This window comes from Actinomyces sp. ICM47 (assembly GCF_905369875.1).
GTDB lineage: Bacteria > Actinomycetota > Actinomycetes > Actinomycetales > Actinomycetaceae > Pauljensenia.
The window spans coordinates 61,220-79,168 of the sequence record NZ_CAJPJE010000006.1 but is presented as its reverse complement, the minus strand read 5'-3'; the positions used below and the strand labels follow the sequence as shown (position 1 = coordinate 79,168).

General features: G+C 65.5%; 14 protein-coding genes. 1 reads left to right on the top strand and 13 read right to left on the bottom strand.

The features are described 5' to 3' along the window. A partial coding sequence (locus QZ149_RS02540) for an MFS transporter (protein ID WP_366488100.1) occupies positions 1-452 on the top strand: 452 nt, incomplete at its 5' end. A gap of 9 nt (positions 453-461) precedes the next feature. Here the strand turns inward: QZ149_RS02540 and QZ149_RS02535 are convergent. The 13 genes from QZ149_RS02535 to ruvA all read right to left on the bottom strand — a co-directional run bounded on the left by QZ149_RS02535 (position 462) and on the right by ruvA (position 17,937). Continuing rightward, a complete protein-coding gene (locus QZ149_RS02535; RefSeq protein WP_291449566.1) occupies positions 462-2,666 on the bottom strand; it encodes a DEAD/DEAH box helicase in 2,205 nt (734 codons plus the stop codon). A 220-nt stretch (positions 2,667-2,886) separates the two neighbouring features. Continuing rightward, positions 2,887-4,488, bottom strand: a complete 1,602-nt coding sequence (locus tag QZ149_RS02530; RefSeq protein ID WP_291449564.1) for a GTPase — start codon at positions 4,486-4,488, stop codon at positions 2,887-2,889. Further along, the gene (locus QZ149_RS02525; protein ID WP_291449560.1) at positions 4,485-6,137 is read right to left on the bottom strand and encodes a GTPase; all 1,653 of its coding nucleotides are present in this window, start codon (positions 6,135-6,137) and stop codon (positions 4,485-4,487) included. The genes QZ149_RS02530 and QZ149_RS02525 overlap by 4 nt, the downstream gene beginning before the upstream one ends. After that, positions 6,138-7,487 carry a histidine--tRNA ligase gene (gene hisS, locus QZ149_RS02520; RefSeq protein ID WP_291449558.1) on the bottom strand — a complete coding sequence of 450 codons (1,350 nt, stop codon included), beginning with the start codon at positions 7,485-7,487 and terminating at the stop codon, positions 6,138-6,140. It abuts the gene before it with no gap. A gap of 33 nt (positions 7,488-7,520) precedes the next feature. Then, positions 7,521-8,240 (bottom strand): MBL fold metallo-hydrolase, encoded by a 720-nt coding sequence (locus QZ149_RS02515; protein ID WP_291449555.1) that lies wholly within the window; start codon positions 8,238-8,240, stop codon positions 7,521-7,523. A gap of 1 nt (position 8,241) precedes the next feature. Further along, positions 8,242-9,573 (bottom strand): DUF349 domain-containing protein, encoded by a 1,332-nt coding sequence (locus tag QZ149_RS02510; RefSeq protein WP_291449553.1) that lies wholly within the window; start codon positions 9,571-9,573, stop codon positions 8,242-8,244. Positions 9,574-9,740: 167 nt separating this feature from the next. After that, entirely contained in the window at positions 9,741-12,041 is a 2,301-nt protein-coding gene (locus QZ149_RS02505; RefSeq protein WP_291449550.1) for a bifunctional (p)ppGpp synthetase/guanosine-3',5'-bis(diphosphate) 3'-pyrophosphohydrolase, read from the bottom strand. Between the two features lie 79 nt (positions 12,042-12,120). Beyond that, positions 12,121-12,660, bottom strand: a complete 540-nt coding sequence (locus QZ149_RS02500) for an adenine phosphoribosyltransferase (protein ID WP_009647702.1) — start codon at positions 12,658-12,660, stop codon at positions 12,121-12,123. Continuing rightward, complete coding sequence (secF, locus tag QZ149_RS02495) at positions 12,657-13,745, bottom strand: protein translocase subunit SecF (protein WP_291449546.1); 1,089 nt, start codon at positions 13,743-13,745, stop codon at positions 12,657-12,659. The genes QZ149_RS02500 and secF overlap by 4 nt, the downstream gene beginning before the upstream one ends. A gap of 1 nt (position 13,746) precedes the next feature. Further along, positions 13,747-15,687 carry a protein translocase subunit SecD gene (secD, locus tag QZ149_RS02490; protein ID WP_291449543.1) on the bottom strand — a complete coding sequence of 647 codons (1,941 nt, stop codon included), beginning with the start codon at positions 15,685-15,687 and terminating at the stop codon, positions 13,747-13,749. Between the two features lie 26 nt (positions 15,688-15,713). Beyond that, on the bottom strand, positions 15,714-16,115 hold the full coding sequence (locus tag QZ149_RS02485; RefSeq protein WP_291449578.1) for a preprotein translocase subunit YajC: 402 nt from the start codon (positions 16,113-16,115) through the stop codon (positions 15,714-15,716). Between the two features lie 183 nt (positions 16,116-16,298). After that, entirely contained in the window at positions 16,299-17,312 is a 1,014-nt protein-coding gene (gene ruvB / locus QZ149_RS02480; protein ID WP_291449576.1) for a Holliday junction branch migration DNA helicase RuvB, read from the bottom strand. Positions 17,313-17,331: 19 nt separating this feature from the next. Next, the gene (gene ruvA / locus QZ149_RS02475) at positions 17,332-17,937 is read right to left on the bottom strand and encodes a Holliday junction branch migration protein RuvA (protein ID WP_291449540.1); all 606 of its coding nucleotides are present in this window, start codon (positions 17,935-17,937) and stop codon (positions 17,332-17,334) included. Positions 17,938-17,949: the final 12 nt, after the last annotated feature.

Sequence of the window (17,949 nt, the reverse complement as noted above, 5' to 3'; positions counted from 1 at the left end):
CCCTCGGGTCGATCACATGGGCTATCGGCGCGGTCGGCCAGGCGCGCATTCATGATCCGCATCTGCGACGTCGGCTCCCGGTCATCGGCGGCGCGCTGATGGCCATCGGCGCGATCCCCGTCGGAGCCATCCTGTTCCCCACGATACCGGTCTGGGTCGCCCTCATCGGCTGGCTCTTCGTCGGCCTCGGAGTCGGCCTCGTTCACGTGCCTCTGTCCGTTATGGCACTCGAGGTCACCCCCGAATCCAAGCACGGGCGCGTGGCCTCGTGGCTGCAGGTCGCAGACTCGGCGGGTCCGGCCCTCGAGCTCGCCCTCGTGTCCGTCGCCATGAGCGCGTGGGCCGCCACCGCCACGGTGGGCGGGGCGGCCTACGCTCCCTATTGGGTGATTGCAGTGGCCCTCGCAGGCCTCGCCGTGTTCGCCGTGAGGCGGCTCCGGCCGACCGAGTGAGGGCCGCTCTCAGTCGTTGTAGCGACGCTTGCCGAAGTGGCGGCGTCCGCCCTCGCGGCCTCCGTCGCGCTCCCAGCCGTCGCGGGTACCCTCGCGGTCGCGGCGCGCACGCTTGATGTCCTTCTCCCAGCGCTCGGTGCGAATGCTGCGGCGCGGACGTGAACCGTCGCCCTTCTCGAAACGGTGCGGACGCTTCTCGTCGCGCTCACCGGAACGGGCCTCACGGTCACCGTAGCGTCCGTCGCGTTCCCCGCCGAAGCCACCACGGCCTCGGGAATCACAGTCGAAGTCGCGGCGCTCGCGACGCTCAAAGCCGTCACGCTCGCCACGAGCGCCCGGCCCCTCGTCCACGCGGATGCGCAGCTGACGGCCGGAAACGTAGCCCTTGGAGATGCGGGAGAGCTGCTCGCCGGACAGGTCCGCCGTGATGTCCACGAGAGAGAAGGTCGGATAGATCTCGATATTGCCAATGTCGCGACCGTCGATACCGCCCTCACCAGCGATCGCACCGACGATGGAGCCGGGCTTGACGCGGTCCTTCTTACCCACCTCGATGCGGTAGCGCGTGCCCGAGCCGGGGGCAGGACGGCCACCGCCACGACGACGAGCGCCATTTGCGCCGCCCTTGAGCGGGCGGTCCTTGTCGCGGCCCGCCTCGAAGGAAGCACCCACGAACTCACCGGACTCGTCCAGGCGTTCCTCGCGGCGGATCTTGCCGTTTCCGCGACGATCCTTCTCACGGCGCGGGGCCGGTCCCTCGTCGCCGACGGCCGTAGCCATGAGGGCTGCGGCAATGTCTTCAACGGAAGACTCCTCACCCATGTCAGCCAGCAGGCCCTTATACATGTCAAGGCGACCGCGCTCAATGCGGGCGGCCAAACCCTCGAGCAGGCGGCGGGCACGGAACTCGGAGACAGCTGCGGGCGACGGAATATCGACCTCTTCCATCTCGGTTCCCGTCAGCTTTTCGATGCGGCGCAGCCGACCATGCTCACGCGGGGTAAAGAAGGTCAGCGCGCGGCCCTCGCGACCCGCGCGACCGGTGCGGCCGATGCGGTGCACGTAGGCCTCGGGTTCACGCGGAACATCGAAGTTAACGACCAGGGAGATGCGCTCGACGTCGAGGCCGCGCGCAGCCACGTCGGTGGCGACCAGCACGTCGAGGGAGCCGTTCTTCAGGCGCTCAACCATGCGCTCACGCTCGGTCTGGGCGACATCACCGGAGATGCCGGCGGCGCGGAACCCGCGGCCCGACAGCTCGAGGGAGACCTCTTCGACGTCGGCGCGCGTGCGCACGAAGACGATAGCGGCGTCGGCTTCTTCCTGTCCCTTGGCGATGTGCTGGGCGCGGGTTGCGAGCACGCGGGACAGAGCACCGATCTTGTGCTTGTAGGGCACAACGGCGTAGGTCTGGTGGATCGTATCGACCGTGGAAGACTCGGTGGAGACCGCGACCTTGACAGGGTCCTTCAGGTGCTCACGCGCCACCTTTTCGATGGCGGCGGGCATCGTAGCGCTGAACAGCGCGGTCAGGCGATCATCGGGGGCGCTCGATGCAATCGTCTCGACGTCCTCAGCAAAGCCCATGCGCAGCATCTCGTCGGCTTCGTCGAGCACGAGCATCCGCACGTTCGACAGGTCCAGCGCGCCCTTCTCGATGAGGTCGATGACGCGACCCGGGGTGCCGACGACGACCTGGGCACCGCGCTTGAGCGCGCCGATCTGCGGGCCGTACGGTGAGCCTCCGTACACGGGGACAACATCGAGGCGGGCCGTGCGCGCCGCAAAGTCTTCAATCGCCTGGGCGCTCTGCATGGCAAGCTCGCGGGTGGGTGCCAGGACGAGGGCCTGCACGTCGCGCTCATCCGCGTCGACGATGGCGAGCAGCGGCAGACCGAAGGCTGCGGTCTTGCCGGTGCCCGTCTGGGCGATGCCAACGACGTCACGCAGCTCCAGCAGCGGAGGGATGGCAGCTGCCTGAATCGGGGTGGGGACGCGGAAGCCCATGTCGGTGACGGCCTCGAGGATCTCCTCGGGCAGGCCGAGGCTCGCGAAAGTCACGGTGTCGTCGTCCGCGTCGTCAGTGTCCTCGGCATCGTCGAGGTCGGTGTCTTCGTCCGCGATGTCGTCGACGAGGCCGTGGTCCTCGTCCGCATCGATGATGTCGTCGCGCTCGTCTTGTTCGTCGCGGTCCATGTAGTCCTCAGAGGGCATAGTGATTCCTTGCCTGTTGCATGTGGGATAGCAAAACCATCGGGGCGGGCCATCTCGGCTCCTCAGCGCGGCCTCACCCATAACAACAAAACCCGCATCCCGCGGGGCACCATAACAAGGGGCTGCGCCTCATCGCTCCCACCAGCATAGCGTGCACTTCCTCAGAAAAGGTGCCCGTGGTCGGCGAATTCACTGTTCGACGCCGCTGGTGAGCGCCGCTTCACACTCTCTCATCGAGGTGCAGGCGCGCCACGAACGAGGCAATGGTGACGTGGCGATTATCTTCCGCCCGCAGCGGGGCGACGACGAGACGGTCAACCTCGTCGCGGCACATGGCGTGCACATCGTCCATGACCGCCCGTTTGCGGCGGGACGCCACCCAGGAACACAGTGCTCGATTCATGCCCGCGCACAGGAGGCTCACCGCGAGGCCGCAAACGAGAATCACCGTGGGTATAGGGATCGGGCCGATGGCGGGGACGTCGGCATCGATGAGCACGGCACGCCCCAGGTGAACAAGACCGATCCACGCAGCGCCCACGAGGCTGACCATCCACGCAATAAGCTGGAAGCCGCCGAGGATGCGGGAGAGACTCGGCGCGCTCGCGCTCACGCGCAGGTTGTTCGCCACCTCGTGGTGCGCCGCTGCGGGCACCGCGGCTGCGCCAGACAGGGCGCGCTCGACGAGCAGTCGGCGCCAGCGCTCGGGGCGCCCCTGCGAGCGTACGGCCACCTCGCGACGTACGGCGTTCACGAAGGCCGCTTCGTCAGAGGCGGATCGCGTCGGCAGCGTTGGAGTCGTCGCGCTCTCCTGGCGTTCCTCCTCCCCCAGGTGCAGACGCCGCAGAGGATCAACCCCCAGACATGCGAGCCAACGCAGCGGCAGCCAGCCACCCGTGCGCGTGCCGGCACGCCGGGTCGAAGCGGCCATGGCCTCGGCGATAATGGGGGCTCCGACGAGATCGGCGGCCACCCTCGCCAGATCACTTGCCATTCCCTCGGTTTCAACGCCACGAATCGTGCTCTCGACGCCCACCGCGTCGCGCATAAGCCGAGCTGCCTGGCTCAGGGCGGCCCGCGCCCGGGCGGCCTGATGCGAGACGCGGGCCGCCTCATCTGCCAGATGGGAGGCCAGCTCAGCCACTCCCTCCCCCGTCGTCGCGCTGACTGGGACAACGCGAGCGCCCGTCAGACCACGCTCATCCAGGATGCGGCGCAGGTCGGACACGATGGAGGTTCTCTCAGCCACGCCGAGCGTGTCGATGTGGGTCAAGGCAACCGTCACGGAGGCATGCGAGGTGCGCAAGCGTTCCAGCCACTCATCGTGCAGGCGCGCATCCGCGTACTTCTGCGGGTTAACAACGACGACAAGGGCGTCCACACGCGTGGCCAGACGCCCGGCCACCTGCGCGTGTGAAGCCTCGACCGAGTCGATGTCGGGCAGGTCAATAATCGCGGTGTCACCCGGTAAGTCACCGGGCGCGCAAACGCGGGTTCGCACGCCCAACCAACCAAGCAATTCCTTCGGCTCGCGGCCCGCGGGCAGGACGGCACATGCCTCGTTCGTCGTGGGCCGCAAGACACCGGCACACACGACCTCTCCCCCGGCAAGAGCGTTTACGAGGGAAGATTTCCCGGCACCCGTACCGCCGAGCATACCGATGACACACCAGGTCGGGTCGATCTCGGCCCGATCCGACGTCACATCGATGAGTTCCCGAATGCGCTCCAGTATCTGCGGCTCAATATCAGAGGCTGCGAGCGTCGCGATCTGGTCCAGCTCCGCGGCAGCCGCGGCAACCGGCGTTGCTGCGCGCTTCATACCAGCGCCTCCCGCGCGGTGGCGAGAGCAGACTCAAGCGCGTCAATCCGCTCGTGCTCCCGCGAGTTGTCGAGCCGCGTCGCAACGGGCGCGACAACCTCTGCCAGCGAGTCGGCAGCCAGTCGTTCGAGCGCCTCGCGCGCCTGCGTGGCCAGGGCACGCACCGTACGCTCGCCGAAATAGGATTCGAGGATCGTCTGCGACAGCGCAGCAGAGGCACCGGCGACGCCAACCTCGACCCCGGTCACCCCGCCCGTCATCGCGAAAACGCTAACCATGAGCGAGAGCGTCACAACGTTGATGCCACCCGCCAGCAGCCGACCGCTCACGCGTGAAGACTGAGCCTGGCCCCGAACGATGTCCGTTACCTCGCTGGTCCATTCCTGCGCGGTGTGGCGGGCACGCTCGCCAGCCCCGTCCACGTCCAGCATCGGCTCCAGTCCATCGGCCTCTCCCACCGACGCAGCCAGGCGCAGGGCGTCGTTCCACGCGCGGTGATAGGAGTCCCCAAGACGCTGAGCCACACCACCCGTCAGGTCGCGACGCACCTGTTCCTCCGGGGCTGCCATGCCTCGCACGGCGCCCACGATGCGTTGGCGCACCGACACCACAACGCGGGAAAAGGTTCGCGTCATGTCCCAGGACCCCAGCACCTCGGCGATGCGCGCGCTCACCTCACCGCGCAGGACATCGTCGCTCGAGGACGAGGCAACCTCGTGGGCCCTCGAGACGACCGTCGCCTCAAGCTCCTCGCGCGCGAAGTCCACTGCACGGCAGCTACCAAGAGATGCTTCCAGAGCACGATCAGACTCCTCGAAGGACGCGGCGACAGCACCGGTGAGGGCACGACGCACAATCACCGCACGCTCCTGCGCATCGTGCCCGATTCCCTCCAAGAAAGAACCGACCGGGTAAATAGCGTCAATGGGTAGGCGGCCATCGGTCAGCGACTGCTCAGTAATGACGATGATCGGGACCTCGCCCAGGCCTCGTCGCTGCACGAGCGAGGCAAGATCCGCGCGGATCTCAGCCTCAGCGCCCGGGGGGACGCGGTTGAGGACGATGGAGACGCGCAAGCCGCGCGCGGCTGCCTCCTCCAGGTGCGTCCAGGCGACCGCGTCGGCGTAGCGTGCGGCACTCGTCACGAAAATCCAGAGATCCGCGCCATCAAGCAACTCTGACGCGAGCCGTCGATTGCCTTCCTCAACCGAGTCAATGTCGGGTGCGTCGAGGATGCCCATGCTCGGCCACATCAAGTCGTCTACCGTGATCGTCACGGCATCCAGGCTCGTGCCCTCCCCACCCTCATGTTTGGCCAGGCGCGGCAGCACGCGATCCGACATGAACCACGAGCGGGCCTGAGGCGCACACACGAGAACCGGCCGCCGCGTCGTCGGACGAACAGCGCCCGCCCGACTCACCGTACGATCAAGCAAAGAGTTGACGAGCGTTGACTTACCCGCCCCCGTCGAGCCGCCAACCACCACGAGGAGCGGCGCATCGGCTTCCTCTAGACGAGGCAGCACAACGTCCTGCAGTCGGCGCAGCGCCCTCTCAGCGTCCGCGCGAGCACCCGAGGGCATCGCACTGAGCGCCTGCTCAAGTGCACCCGCCAGGCCGCGGGCTGCTTCAACCGCAGAGGCCGACACTCAGGGCATCACTCTCTCGACCGAAGGGGCTGCGTCCGCCTCAGGCATAACCCAGGTGGCGGCGTCGGCGTCCACCTGCTCACCCGTGCGAATGTCCTTGACCGTGTCGGCTCCATCCTCGCCCGGGAACCAGACGAAGGGGATACCACGCTTGTCGGCGAACTTGATCTGCTTACCGAACTTGGCCGCGCTTGGTGCGACGTCCGTCGAAATACCACGCGAGCGCAGGATGGCCGCGATCTCCTCGGAGCGCTCGCGACGCTCCTCGTTCGTGACGGCAACGACGACGGCCGTGGGGACCTTGCGCGAGGCGCGCGCCAACGGCGCGGAAATCATGCGGGAGACCAGTCGCGAGACACCGATGGACAGACCCACGCCCGGGTAGGTGCGCTTGCCGTCCTTCGCCAGGGAGTCATAGCGCCCGCCCGAACAGATCGACCCCAGGTCCTCATGCCCCTCAATCTCCGACTCGTACACGCTGCCCGTGTAGTAATCCAGGCCGCGCGCGATCTTCAGGTCCGCGACGACCGCGCCCGGCATACGCTTGTTTGCGGTGTCGAGCAGGGCGGTCAGCTCGCGCAAGCCCTGCTCGAGCAGCTCTCCGCTCACACCCAGCGCGCCCAGGCGCTCGTGTACCTCGACCGAATCGGCCGTGCGAATCTGCGCCATCTGCAGCAGCACGGACGCCTGGTCACCGTCGATACCGGATTCGGCGAGTTCCTGAGCCACACCCTCCGGACCAATCTTGTCGATCTTGTCCAGGCCGCGCAGGGCCGCCTCAACGTCGGTGACGCCCAGCGACTCGCACACGCCCTGTACAACCTTACGGTTATTGACGAGCACGTGCACCGGCGGGATCGGCAGGTTGTTGAGCGCCTCAGCCATCACGAGGGGCAGGTCCACCTCGAAGTGGAAGGGCAGCTCTCCGTTACCGACGACGTCGATATCGGCCTGCGTGAACTCGCGGAAACGCCCCTCCTGGGGACGCTCCCCACGCCAGACCTTCTGAATCTGGTAGCGCTTGAATGGAAAGTCCAGCTCGTTCGCGTTCTCCACGACGTAACGCGCGAAGGGCACGGTGAGGTCGAAGTGCAGACCCATGCCCTTGTCCTTGGGGGCACGAGCGCCGGAAGCGGCAGCCTTCAGTGCCTGCAGACGGTCCAGGACGTAGATCTCCTTGGAGGTCTCGCCCTTGGCTTCAAGCTGGGCCAGAGTCTCGACCGCGCGCGTCTCTATGCCAGCGAAACCGTGCAGCTCGAAAACGCGGCGCAGCTCGTCGAGGACGTGCATCTCGACGATGCGGCCCTCGGGGAGCCATTCGGGGAAACCTGACAGGGACGTGCGAGCCATGACGTAATCCTTCGCAAATAAACGGCACCGACGCTAGCCGATACGGCGAGCGCGGATCAAATACTGGTTGGAGCGTATCTCATCGGCCATCGTTGTTGCCGGACCGTGGCCGGGGATGAGGATCGTGTTTGGGTCCAACGCGTTGGAAATAGTACGCAGTGAGTGACGCATTTGCGTTTCGTCACCACCGGGCATGTCGGTGCGTCCAACGCTGTCCTTGAACAGGACGTCGGCGCTGAGCGCCCACGGCACGCACTCCTCGTTGGCGTAGAACGACTGGTTGTTGACACGGATGTCCAGAGGGCTGTGCCCCAGGAAGACCGCCGATCCCTCCGTATGCCCGGGGGCGGGAACCATGCGAATCCACACGCCGGGGGTCAACTCGACCGAATCAGCGGGCATCTCACGCAGATCGGTGGGCTTGACCCACTCCCCCACGAAATCGGGCGGAGACATCGGCAGGAACGAGGCCGGGTCGTCCATGCGGTACATGTCCGGTCCAGGCAGGTAGACGGGCACGGTGGTCCCGTCAAGGCCCCACGTGGAGACTTCGGCGGCGTCCCATACGTGGTCAGGGTGACCGTGTGTGAGCAGGACAGCGCCGACGCTCACCCCTTCGGTCTGAAGAACTTCACGGATCAGATGCTGGATGCCTGCGGAAGGGTCAACAACAAGGGCTGTGCCCGCCCCGGAAGGGACGAGCACAAGCCCATTCGCCGCGTAGAAAGGCGACGGGATAACGTGAAGACGCATGTCACTCCATGGACGAGGAGATCTGCGCGAGCCAGGCATGCTTGGTTTCGAGGGTCTCACGCACAGCGGAAGCCGCCTTGTTGTCACCCTTAGCCTCGGCGTCAGCGAGGGAACGCTCGAGCTGAGCGATCTGCTCTTCGAGCTGTCCCACCATGCCGGCGGCGCGTGCGCGCGTTTCGGGGTTGGTACGGCGCCATTCCTTCTCTTCCGCTTCGCGCACGGCGGCCTCGACGGCACGCAGGCGTCCTTCGATGCGGTGCAGGTCGGAGGAGGGCACGCGACCGACCTCTTCCCAGCGGTCCTGAATGTGGCGCAGCTGAGCCTTGGCGCGCTCGATGTCCTTCACGGGCAGGATCGCTTCGGCATCAACCAGGATCGCTTCCTTGGCGGCCAGGTTCTCGCGATACTCGGCGTCCGTGGCTTCGTCCTTGGCGCGGCGGGCGTCGAAGAACACCTGCTGAGCGGCGCGGAAGCGGGCCCACAGGGCGTCGTCTTCCTTGCGGGAGGCGCGCGGGGCTGCCTTCCACCGGTTCATCAGCTCGCGGTAGGCGCTCGAGGTGCGCGACCAATCGACGGAGGAGGACAGTGCCTCGGCCTCGGCGATCAGGGCTTCCTTGATGCGCTTGGCCTCCGACTGCGCCTGATCCAGCTGCGAGAAGAACTGACGGCGGTGACGGTCGAACTGGGTGCGCGCGGAGGAGAAACGCTTCCACAGCTCGTCCTCCACGGCCTTTTCCAGGCGCGGGCCGCGACGCTGCAGGGTCTTCCACTCTTCCAGCAGGTCACGCAGGGTCTGGCCCGACTGCTTCCAATGTGTCTTGGCGGGATCCTGGGCGACGATCGCCTCGGCGCGCTCAACGACGGCCGTGCGGTCTGCGAGAGCCTGAGCTTTGGCGGCCTTGCGCTCCTCGCGGGCGATCTCCTTGCGTTCCTCGGCGGCCTTCGCGGCGGCCTCGACACGAGCACGCAGAGCCGGGATGTCACCGACGACGTTCGGGGAGGCAACCTGCTCGCGCAACGTGGCCAGGGTCTGGTCGATGTCGCGGGGACTCAGCTGAGCCATGCGGTCCTCAAAAAGCTTGATGGTGGCCTCGAGGTCGGCGTAGCGACGCTCGTAGAGAGCGTACGGCGAAGCGGGAATTCCCTCGGGGAAGCCGCCGATAACGCGTTCCTCGTCTCCATCCTTGACATAGACGGTCCCATCCTCACCGATGCGGGCGAAGGGGTGCTCGGGCAGCTCCGACGCGGGAATCGTCGAGGCCGTGGTCTCCTCGGATGCAGCCGTGACGGCTTCGGGGGTGGTTTCGTTGGTCGGAATCGACGTCTCGGTCACAATATTCCTTCTAGGACGAGGGCTGACGCCCGGCGCGGTCATGTGCCGATATGACACACAAAGCTAGTGTGTCACATCTAACGGGAAAATGGGCGTACGACACCGTAAAAGGGGACGGATGTAACACGCCGCTGTCCCATGCGAGCGCGTGGGTGTCACGACCTCGTCTAAGCGTCGGAGCCGATCCGAACCGCCTCGAAGACCCCGTCGACCCGGCGCAGCGCCGACAGGACCGCGTTCAGGTGCCCCAGGTCCGCCAGCTCAAAAGAGAAGTTACCGGAGGCCACCTGGTCGCCGTCCGTCTTCAGGGCTGCGGCCAGAATATTGACACGATAATCCGACAGGACCCGGGTCAGGTCCGAGAGCAGACCGCCGCGGTCAAGCGCGCGCACCTCGATCTGGACACGGAACGGAGCTGTCATACCCTCGGCGTTCCACGACACGTCGACGAAACGTTCGGGCTGAAGCTCAGCCAGGCGCACCGCGTTTGCACAGGTCCCGCGGTGCACGGACACCCCCTGGCCTCGCGTAATGAAAGCGACAATCTCGTCACCCGGAACGGGCGTACAGCACTTCGCAAGCTTCACCCAGATCTCGTTCGGACTCAGACCCGCCACAGTAATGGCCGCGTCGCCCGATGCTTGCGAACGGGGCTTCGTAGAACCCGGTGTCACGCCCTCGGAGAGCGTCTCCTCGGTGCCGTCTCCCCCACCCAGGTTGTCCATGAGCCGGTTGACGGCGTTCTGCGCCGAAATATGCCCATCGCCCACCGCCGCGTACAGACCCGACACGTCTGGGTATCCAAACGACGTCGCAACCGACAGGATCGACTCATGATTCATGAGCCGCTGCAACGGAAGGTTCTGCTTGCGCATCGTGCGAGCGAGTGCTTCCTTGCCCGACTCGATGGCCTCCTCGCGGCGCTCCTTCGAGAACCACGCCTTAATTTTCGAGCGAGCACGCGGCGAGGCGACAAACGCCAGCCAGTCGCGTGACGGGCCAGCCTTATCCGACTTCGAGGTCACGACCTCGACCGTCTCACCGGACTCCAGGCGCGTGTCGAGGGCGACGAGGCGCCCATTCACCTTCGCGCCAACCGTGCGGTGACCGACCTCGGTGTGCACCGCGTAGGCGAAGTCAACCGGAGTCGCACGGGCTGGCAGGACGATGACCTCACCCTTCGGGGTGAAGACGTACACCTCGTCCCCAGCGATCTCGTAGCGCAGCGAATCCAGGAACTCCTCCGGATCACCCGTCTCGCGCTCCATCTCAACGAGGGCACGCAGCCAGTTCGCCTGTTCCTCCGAACTCATGCGATCCGAGTCGCCGCTCGTAGCGTTCGGGTTCTGCTTGTACTTCCAGTGCGCGGCGACACCGTGTTCCGCGCGTTCGTGCATGTCATATGTGCGGATCTGGATCTCCACCGGCTTGCCACCCGGACCGATAACCGTCGTGTGCAGCGACTGGTAGAGGTTGAACTTGGGCATCGCGATGTAGTCTTTGAAGCGGCCCGGGATCGGGTTCCACCGACCGTGCAGGGCGCCAAGAACGCCATAGCAGTCCTTGATCGAGTCCACCAGCACACGCACGGCGACCAGGTCGAAGACCTCGTTGAAAGCCTTGCCTCGCACGATCATCTTCTGGTAGATCGAATAGTGGCTCTTCGGGCGGCCACTGACCGTGCCCTTCGTACCCGAGCGGCGAAGATCCTCTTCGATCTGGTCGATGACGTCACGCAAGTACTCTTCACGCTGAGGGGCCCTCTCCGCAACGAGGCGGTCAATCTCCTCGTAGATTTCCGGATACAGGGTCTTGAAGGAAAGCTCCTCGAGTTCCCACTTGACCATGTTCATACCGAGGCGGTGAGCCAGCGGCGCGTAGATCTCTAGCGTCTCCTGCGCCTTCTTCGCCGCCGACTTGGCTGGAACGAAACGCCACGTGCGGGCGTTATGGATGCGATCGGCCAGCTTAATGAGCAGCACGCGGATGTCGCGGCTCATGGCGACGAGCATCTTGCGCAGCGTCTCGGACTGCGCAGCAGCTCCATAGCGGACCTTGTCGAGCTTGGTGACACCGTCGACCAGATTCGCGATGGGTTCACCGAAGTCGGCGGCCAGTTCCTCGAGCGTGTAGTCCGTGTCTTCCACGGTGTCATGCAGCAGTGCAGCAACCAGCGTCGGGGTCGTCATTCCCATCTCGGCAAGGATCGTCGCTACGGCCACCGGATGGGTGATATACGGCTCGCCAGACTTGCGCATTTGCCCACGGTGGCATTCCTCAGCCTTGCGGTACGCCCGCTCCACCACGCTGATATCCGCCTTCGGATGATTCGCGCGCAAAGCCCGCACAAGCGGCTCAATCTCGGGGATCGTCGCGCGTCCACGGGACCCGAACCACACGAGGCCGGAGCGCACTCGGGAGACGGCCGCGGGCAATGCGGCCCCTGAAGTCGTGTCGTCGCTGCTCATGAACCAATGATAGCGACGAACGAGCGGGTCCGGGGATCGTGACGATCCCCGGACCCGCTCGTCTCTGTGAGTTAGTCGCTCAGACGTGCAGTGCGGTTTCCACCGTCACGCCGTCGAGCTTGCTACGACCGTTGAGACCGTCGAGCTCCATCAGGACGGCGAGGGCCTCGACCGAGGCACCACACTGATTGAGGAGGTCGACTGCCGCACGCGCGGTGCCACCCGTCGCCAGAACGTCGTCAATGATGAGAACGCGCTGACCCTCGCGGACCGACTGAGGACGGATCTCCATGCGGGCGCTGCCGTACTCGAGCGAGTAGTCGACACCGATGACTTCACCGGGCAGCTTGCCAGCCTTGCGGATCGTCAACATGCCCAGGCCCAACTCGGCGGCCACGGGGGCACCGAGGATGAAGCCGCGCGACTCCAGACCAGCTACCGCGTCGATGCGGCCCGCGTAGCGCGCGCCGATCAACTCCACAAGTTCCTTGAACGCGGGCCCGTTCGCAAACAGGCCGGTAATATCGCGGAACAGGACGCCCGGCTCGGGAAAGTCCGGGATCTCGACCAGGTTGTCCTGCACGAGAGTGGCGATGCGGTCGCCGAGTTCACCGATCATCGATGAGTCTTCTTCCTCTGAGGCTGATTCTCGTTGCCCAGGCGCTTGCCGGGCTTAATCGGAGCCACCTTAACGGCCTTCGCGGGCGAGGCCTCGTCGGTGGCGTGGCGGTGTTCGCGCTCGTACGCGACTGCCGCGTCGTGCTCGCGGGTGGTGTTCGACAGCTCCTGGAAGGTGACGAGGAGCGGGGAGGCGATGAAGATCGACGAGTAGGTACCCGCGATCATGCCGATGAACAGCGCCAGCGAGATATCCACCAGCGTACCCGGACCCAGGGCCACAGAACCGATGATAAGGATCGCACCGACGGGGAGAAGCGCCACAACCGAGGTGTTGATGGAGCGAACCATCGTCTGGTTGACCGCGAGGTTAACGTACTCGGCGAAGGTGTAGTGCTTCTGATCGTAGACGTCCGCGGTCAGCTCGCGCACCTTGTCGAAGACGACGACGGTGTCATAGAGCGAGTAGCCCAGAATCGTCAGGAAGCCGATGACGGTGGCGGGCGAGACCTCAACCTGCAGGATCGCAAAGACGCCGACCGTCACAGCGATGTCGTGCACGAGCGCGAGGAGCGCCGACGCCGCCATCCGCCAAGAACGGAAGTACACGGTCATCAGCAGGGCCACGAGGGCCATGAAGATGACGAGCGACTGAGCGGCCTTCGTCGTCACCGAGGAACCCCACGAGGGACCGATCGAGGAGGACTGAACCGAGGACGGATCAACGCCGTAGGCGCTTGCCAGAGCGTCACGCACCTGTGCTGTCGTCGCAGAATCCAGCGACGTGGTCTGGATGCGCACGGAGTCGGTTCCAACGCGGGTCACCTTCGCGGCACCTTCAACGAGGCCGGTGTCGGCCACAGTGCGCGAAGCGAAGGACTCGCTCTGATCGCTCACGTGAGCGACGTCGAACTGGGAACCACCCGTGAACTCGATCGAGCGGTTCAGCCCCATGATCGCGACCAGCGCAAAACCGATCACGAGGACCGCGGCAGCCAGGCCGACGAACGTCTTGCGGTTAGGAACGACGGCGTAGGACTTCTCGCCGGAGTACAGGGCGTTGCCCCACTGAGCAAAACTCATCATGTCAGTTCTCCTCTTCCTGCGCCGCGGACGCCTGCTGCGCCGCCAGACGCGCCGCACGGCGACGCTCGGCGATCGACAGACCGTCCCCGGCCTCGTCCTTCGTATCCTTCACCCCGGATTCACCGCGCACGACGACGCGACCGCGGCCGGCGTACACGAGGGCGTTCTTTGCGCCCAGGTGCTCGGGATCAAGACCCGAGAATTTGTGGCCCTCACCGAAGAAGCGCATGCGGATGAGCAGCTCCATCATCGGGTGCGTGAACAGGAAGATCACGGCGATGTCGATGACAGTCGTGACACCCAGGGTAAACGCGAAGCCCTGAACGCCACCCACGGCGAGCAAATAGAGCACAACAGCAGCGACCAGGTTGACTGCGTCAGAGACCAGAATCGTACGCTTAGCGCGATCCCAGCCCTCTTCGACGGCGGCGCGCAGCGGGCGTCCATCGCGGACCTCGTCACGGACACGCTCGAAGTAGACGATGAACGAGTCGGTCGTGACGCCGATGGCCATGATCAGGCCAGCAACACCAGCCAGGGACAGGCGGTATCCCATCCACCACGACAGCAGCGTAATCACCAGGTAGGTGATGATCGAGGCGACAACGAGCGAGCCAGCCGAAATAATCGCCAGGCCGCGGTACTGCCAGATCAGGTAGAGAATAACGAGCAGGAAGCCGATCATGGCGGCCCACAGACCAACCGTCAGGTGATCGGTACCGATCGTCGCAGAGATCTGCTGCTCGGACTCAACCTCGAAGTTCAGCGGCAGCGAGCCGAAGCTCAGCTGGTTGGCGAGCGTACGCGAGGTCGCGGCTGTGAAGTTACCCGTGATCTCGGCCTGTCCGGTCGGGATGATTGAATTCATCGACGGAGCCGTGATGACCGTCCCGTCCAAGACGACGGCGAAGTGGTTACGGTCAGGGGTGCCCGCGCCGCCGTTACCGCCAGCCTCGGGGTCCGAATCGTGAAAGCCGTAGAGAATTTCGGAACTCTCCTTGAACTTCTCGGCACCGTCGTTGTTGAACTGGAGGGACACGGACCATGCGCCGGTCGATCCGCCCGTCTGGGTGCGAACCAGGCCCGCGGTCGCCGACTTCAGGTCCGAGCCGGGAACTGTGACTGGGCCAAGGATGTACTTGATTCGGCCAGAATCGTCACAGGCGGCGTACGGCTTGTCAGCGGGACCTTCAACGCGCTTGACGTCAGCGGAGGCCGAGCAGTCGAGGGTCAGGAAGTCGTACAGGACTTGCTCAGTCTCCCACTGCAGGGAAGAAGCATTCTCAGGTTGCTCGGCCGGAGTATCCGAGAGAACGCCGTCGCCGTTCTTGTCGGCGAAGCTCATCGCGACCGCCGCGTCAACGGCGGTCGAACGCAGCTCGGTCTGGCCCGACTGCGACGCCACGGCACCGGCCTGGCCCGACTGGGCGTCCTCACCGGACTGCGCGGTAACCTCACCCGACTGGGTGGTAGCGCCCGACTGGGCATCCGTCGCACTGGCGTCACCGGACTGCACGTTGGGGTCCTGGACCGGCGCGGCCGTCTGAGCCAGTCCCATGCGCAGCACGGGACGGAAGTTCATCTGTGAGGAGGCACGGATCAGGTCCAGCTGCTCCTGCGAGGGGGTGCCGGGGATCGACACCATGATATTCGAGTTACCCATCGAGGAGATCTCGGATTCGGACACACCGGAGGCGTCGATACGATTACGAATAATCGAGATCGCCTGCGTGATGTCGCCGTCAGTGATCTCGCGCTGTCCCCCGGCCGTCACGGTCGGAGTCAGGATCAGCTGGGTGCCGCCCTTCAGGTCGAGGGCCAGGTCGGGGTACGGTGATACCCCCTTGGTGAAATGCCCCAATGCCAGCGCCGCGCACGCCGCCACGATGGCGACGGTGAGCGTCACGAGCGCGCGCACGGGGCGTCGCTTATGAGATGCCACGGTTCTACTTTCCGTTCAGCCTTGACTTACTTCTGCTGCTCGTCGGAGTTCTTGGAGGACGGCGCGTCGTCGAGACCCAGGATGGCCTCGTCCGCGTCGCTGATCTCCTCCGTCTTGGTGCCGTCGGTCGCCTCGTTGTCCTCTGTACCGGCGAGAGGCGGCTGGCCGCCGATCTCGGCGATCATCTCGCGTTCCCAGTACATTTCGTGACCGTCGGTCGTCTCGAGGACGACAATGTCGCCGTCGAGGTCGACGAAACGGCCCCAAAAGCCGACGCGGGTACGAACCCACTCGCCGGGGGTGACGGCCGCGAGCTGCTCACGCTTGTCCTGCTCCATTTTTTCCATCTGCTTCTTGCGGGAGCGCGAGCTCCACCACATGAAGGCGATCATGACGACGAGCAGGCCCATGAGGGTGTAGTTGTTCATAAAGGCTGGTTCACTTTCGATGACGGTCGGGCGCTTGAAGCGCACTGTGACAGTCTAATGCCGAAGGAGGGTTTTAGCCTATGCGATATTAGCCGCGCGGCACTGCGCATGCTACCGCCGGTCGTACCTTGTCACGATGACGCGGACCGTCGCGCTTCTCCCTCTTCGGCGAGGCCCGCTTCCCTAGTCAAAGAGGAAACCATCCGGCATGGGTGGGTTCAGGCCGAGGTGTCCCCATGCCTTCGGGGTCGCCATACGTCCGCGGTTGGTGCGTACGAGGAAACCCTCGCGCACCAGGTACGGTTCGGCGACGGTTTCAACGGTTTCCGCTTCCTCGCCGATGGTGACGGACAGGGTCGTGAGGCCCACGGGCCCGCCGGCGAAGCGACGGCACACGGCCTCAAGGACCGCGCGGTCGAGGCGGTCCAGGCCAGAGGGATCGACCTCGAAGAGTTCGAGGGCACCGCGCGCGGCATCCAATGTGAGTGTTCCGTCACCGTGCACCTGCGCGTAGTCGACCACACGGCGCAGAAGCCGGTTCGCGATGCGGGGCGTGCCGCGCGAACGCGACGCGATCTCATGGGCGGCACGAGCCTCGATGGGCGAGCCGAGGAGGGTGGCTGAGCGGGTGACGACCGACTGGAGTTCTTCGGTCTCGTAGAACTCCAGGTGCGCGGTGAAGCCGAAACGGTCGCGCAGCGGGGCAGGCAGCAGGCCGGATCGTGTGGTCGCTCCGACGACCGTGAAAGGCGGGAGCGTCAGGGGGATCGAGGTCGCGCCGGGTCCCTTGCCGACGACCACATCGACGCGAAAGTCCTCCATCGCGAGGTAGAGCATTTCCTCGGCCGTGCGCGCCAGGCGGTGGATCTCGTCAATAAAGAGGATGTCGCCTTCCTGCAGGCCCGACAGGATAGCGGCCAGGTCGCCCGCATGCTGGATGGCGGGGCCGGAGGTCAGACGCAACGACGTCCCCATCTCGGCGGCGATGATCATGGCGAGCGTCGTCTTGCCCAGACCGGGAGGGCCTGCGAGCAGGACATGATCGGGGGTGGACGCACGCATGCGGGCGGCGTCGAGGACCAGCTGGAGCTGGCCTCGCACGACGCGCTGACCCACGAACTCGGAGAGCTTCTTGGGTCGTAGAGCCGCCTCGGCGGCGCGCTCGAGTTCACCCGCGTCCGGGGCGACGATGCGCATCGTCTCGATGTCGGGCTGCTCAGCCACGGCCGCCTCCCAGGCTCACCAGCGCGGCGCGCAGCATGTCGGAGGCACCCAGCCCGCTGCCTGCGAGCTTCTCGATGGCCTTGGCGGCCTGCGACTCGGACCAACCCAGCCCCACCAGGGCGACGCTGACTTCGGAGGCGACCGCGTCCTCGCTTGGGGCCGGGGCTGGGGTGGCCTCGGCACCGGGCAGGGCCGCGGGAGTGCCGAGCTTGTCCCCGATCTCCAAGGCCATGCGCTGGGCAGACTTTTTACCGACGCCGGGGATGCGCTGAAGCGTGGCCAGGTCCTGGTCGCGCACGGCGCGGCGCAGGTCGTCGGGGCGCAGGACAGCCAGGGCGGCCAGCGCAATCTTCGGGCCGATGCCAGAGACCGACATGAGCGTGGTGAACACGTCGCGCTCGTCGCAGGACTCAAAGCCGTAGAGGGTCATCGAGTCCTCGCGTACGATCATCGAGGTATAGACCGTGATCTCCTCATCGCGCGCAGTCCCCTGCGCGAAAGCGGGGGTCACGTGGACACGGAAGCCGATGCCTCCAACCACAACGTCGATATGGTCGAGTCCGACGCTTGCGACAATGCCGCGCAGAATCGAGATCACTGCGGTCCTTTC

Excerpts from the sequence above, each read along its gene's own strand:
- QZ149_RS02535 (WP_291449566.1), bottom strand. The coding sequence starts at position 2,666 with ATGCCCTCTGAGGACTACATGGACCGCGACGAACAAGACGAGCGCGAC.
- QZ149_RS02530 (WP_291449564.1), bottom strand. The coding sequence starts at position 4,488 with ATGAAGCGCGCAGCAACGCCGGTTGCCGCGGCTGCCGCGGAGCTGGAC.
- hisS (WP_291449558.1), bottom strand. The coding sequence starts at position 7,487 with ATGGCTCGCACGTCCCTGTCAGGTTTCCCCGAATGGCTCCCCGAGGGC.
- QZ149_RS02515 (WP_291449555.1), bottom strand. The coding sequence starts at position 8,240 with ATGCGTCTTCACGTTATCCCGTCGCCTTTCTACGCGGCGAATGGGCTT.
- QZ149_RS02505 (WP_291449550.1), bottom strand. The coding sequence starts at position 12,041 with ATGAGCAGCGACGACACGACTTCAGGGGCCGCATTGCCCGCGGCCGTC.
- QZ149_RS02500 (WP_009647702.1), bottom strand. The coding sequence starts at position 12,660 with ATGATCGGTGAACTCGGCGACCGCATCGCCACTCTCGTGCAGGACAAC.
- secF (WP_291449546.1), bottom strand. The coding sequence starts at position 13,745 with ATGATGAGTTTTGCTCAGTGGGGCAACGCCCTGTACTCCGGCGAGAAG.
- QZ149_RS02485 (WP_291449578.1), bottom strand. The coding sequence starts at position 16,115 with ATGAACAACTACACCCTCATGGGCCTGCTCGTCGTCATGATCGCCTTC.
- ruvB (WP_291449576.1), bottom strand. The coding sequence starts at position 17,312 with ATGCGCATCGTCGCCCCGGACGCGGGTGAACTCGAGCGCGCCGCCGAG.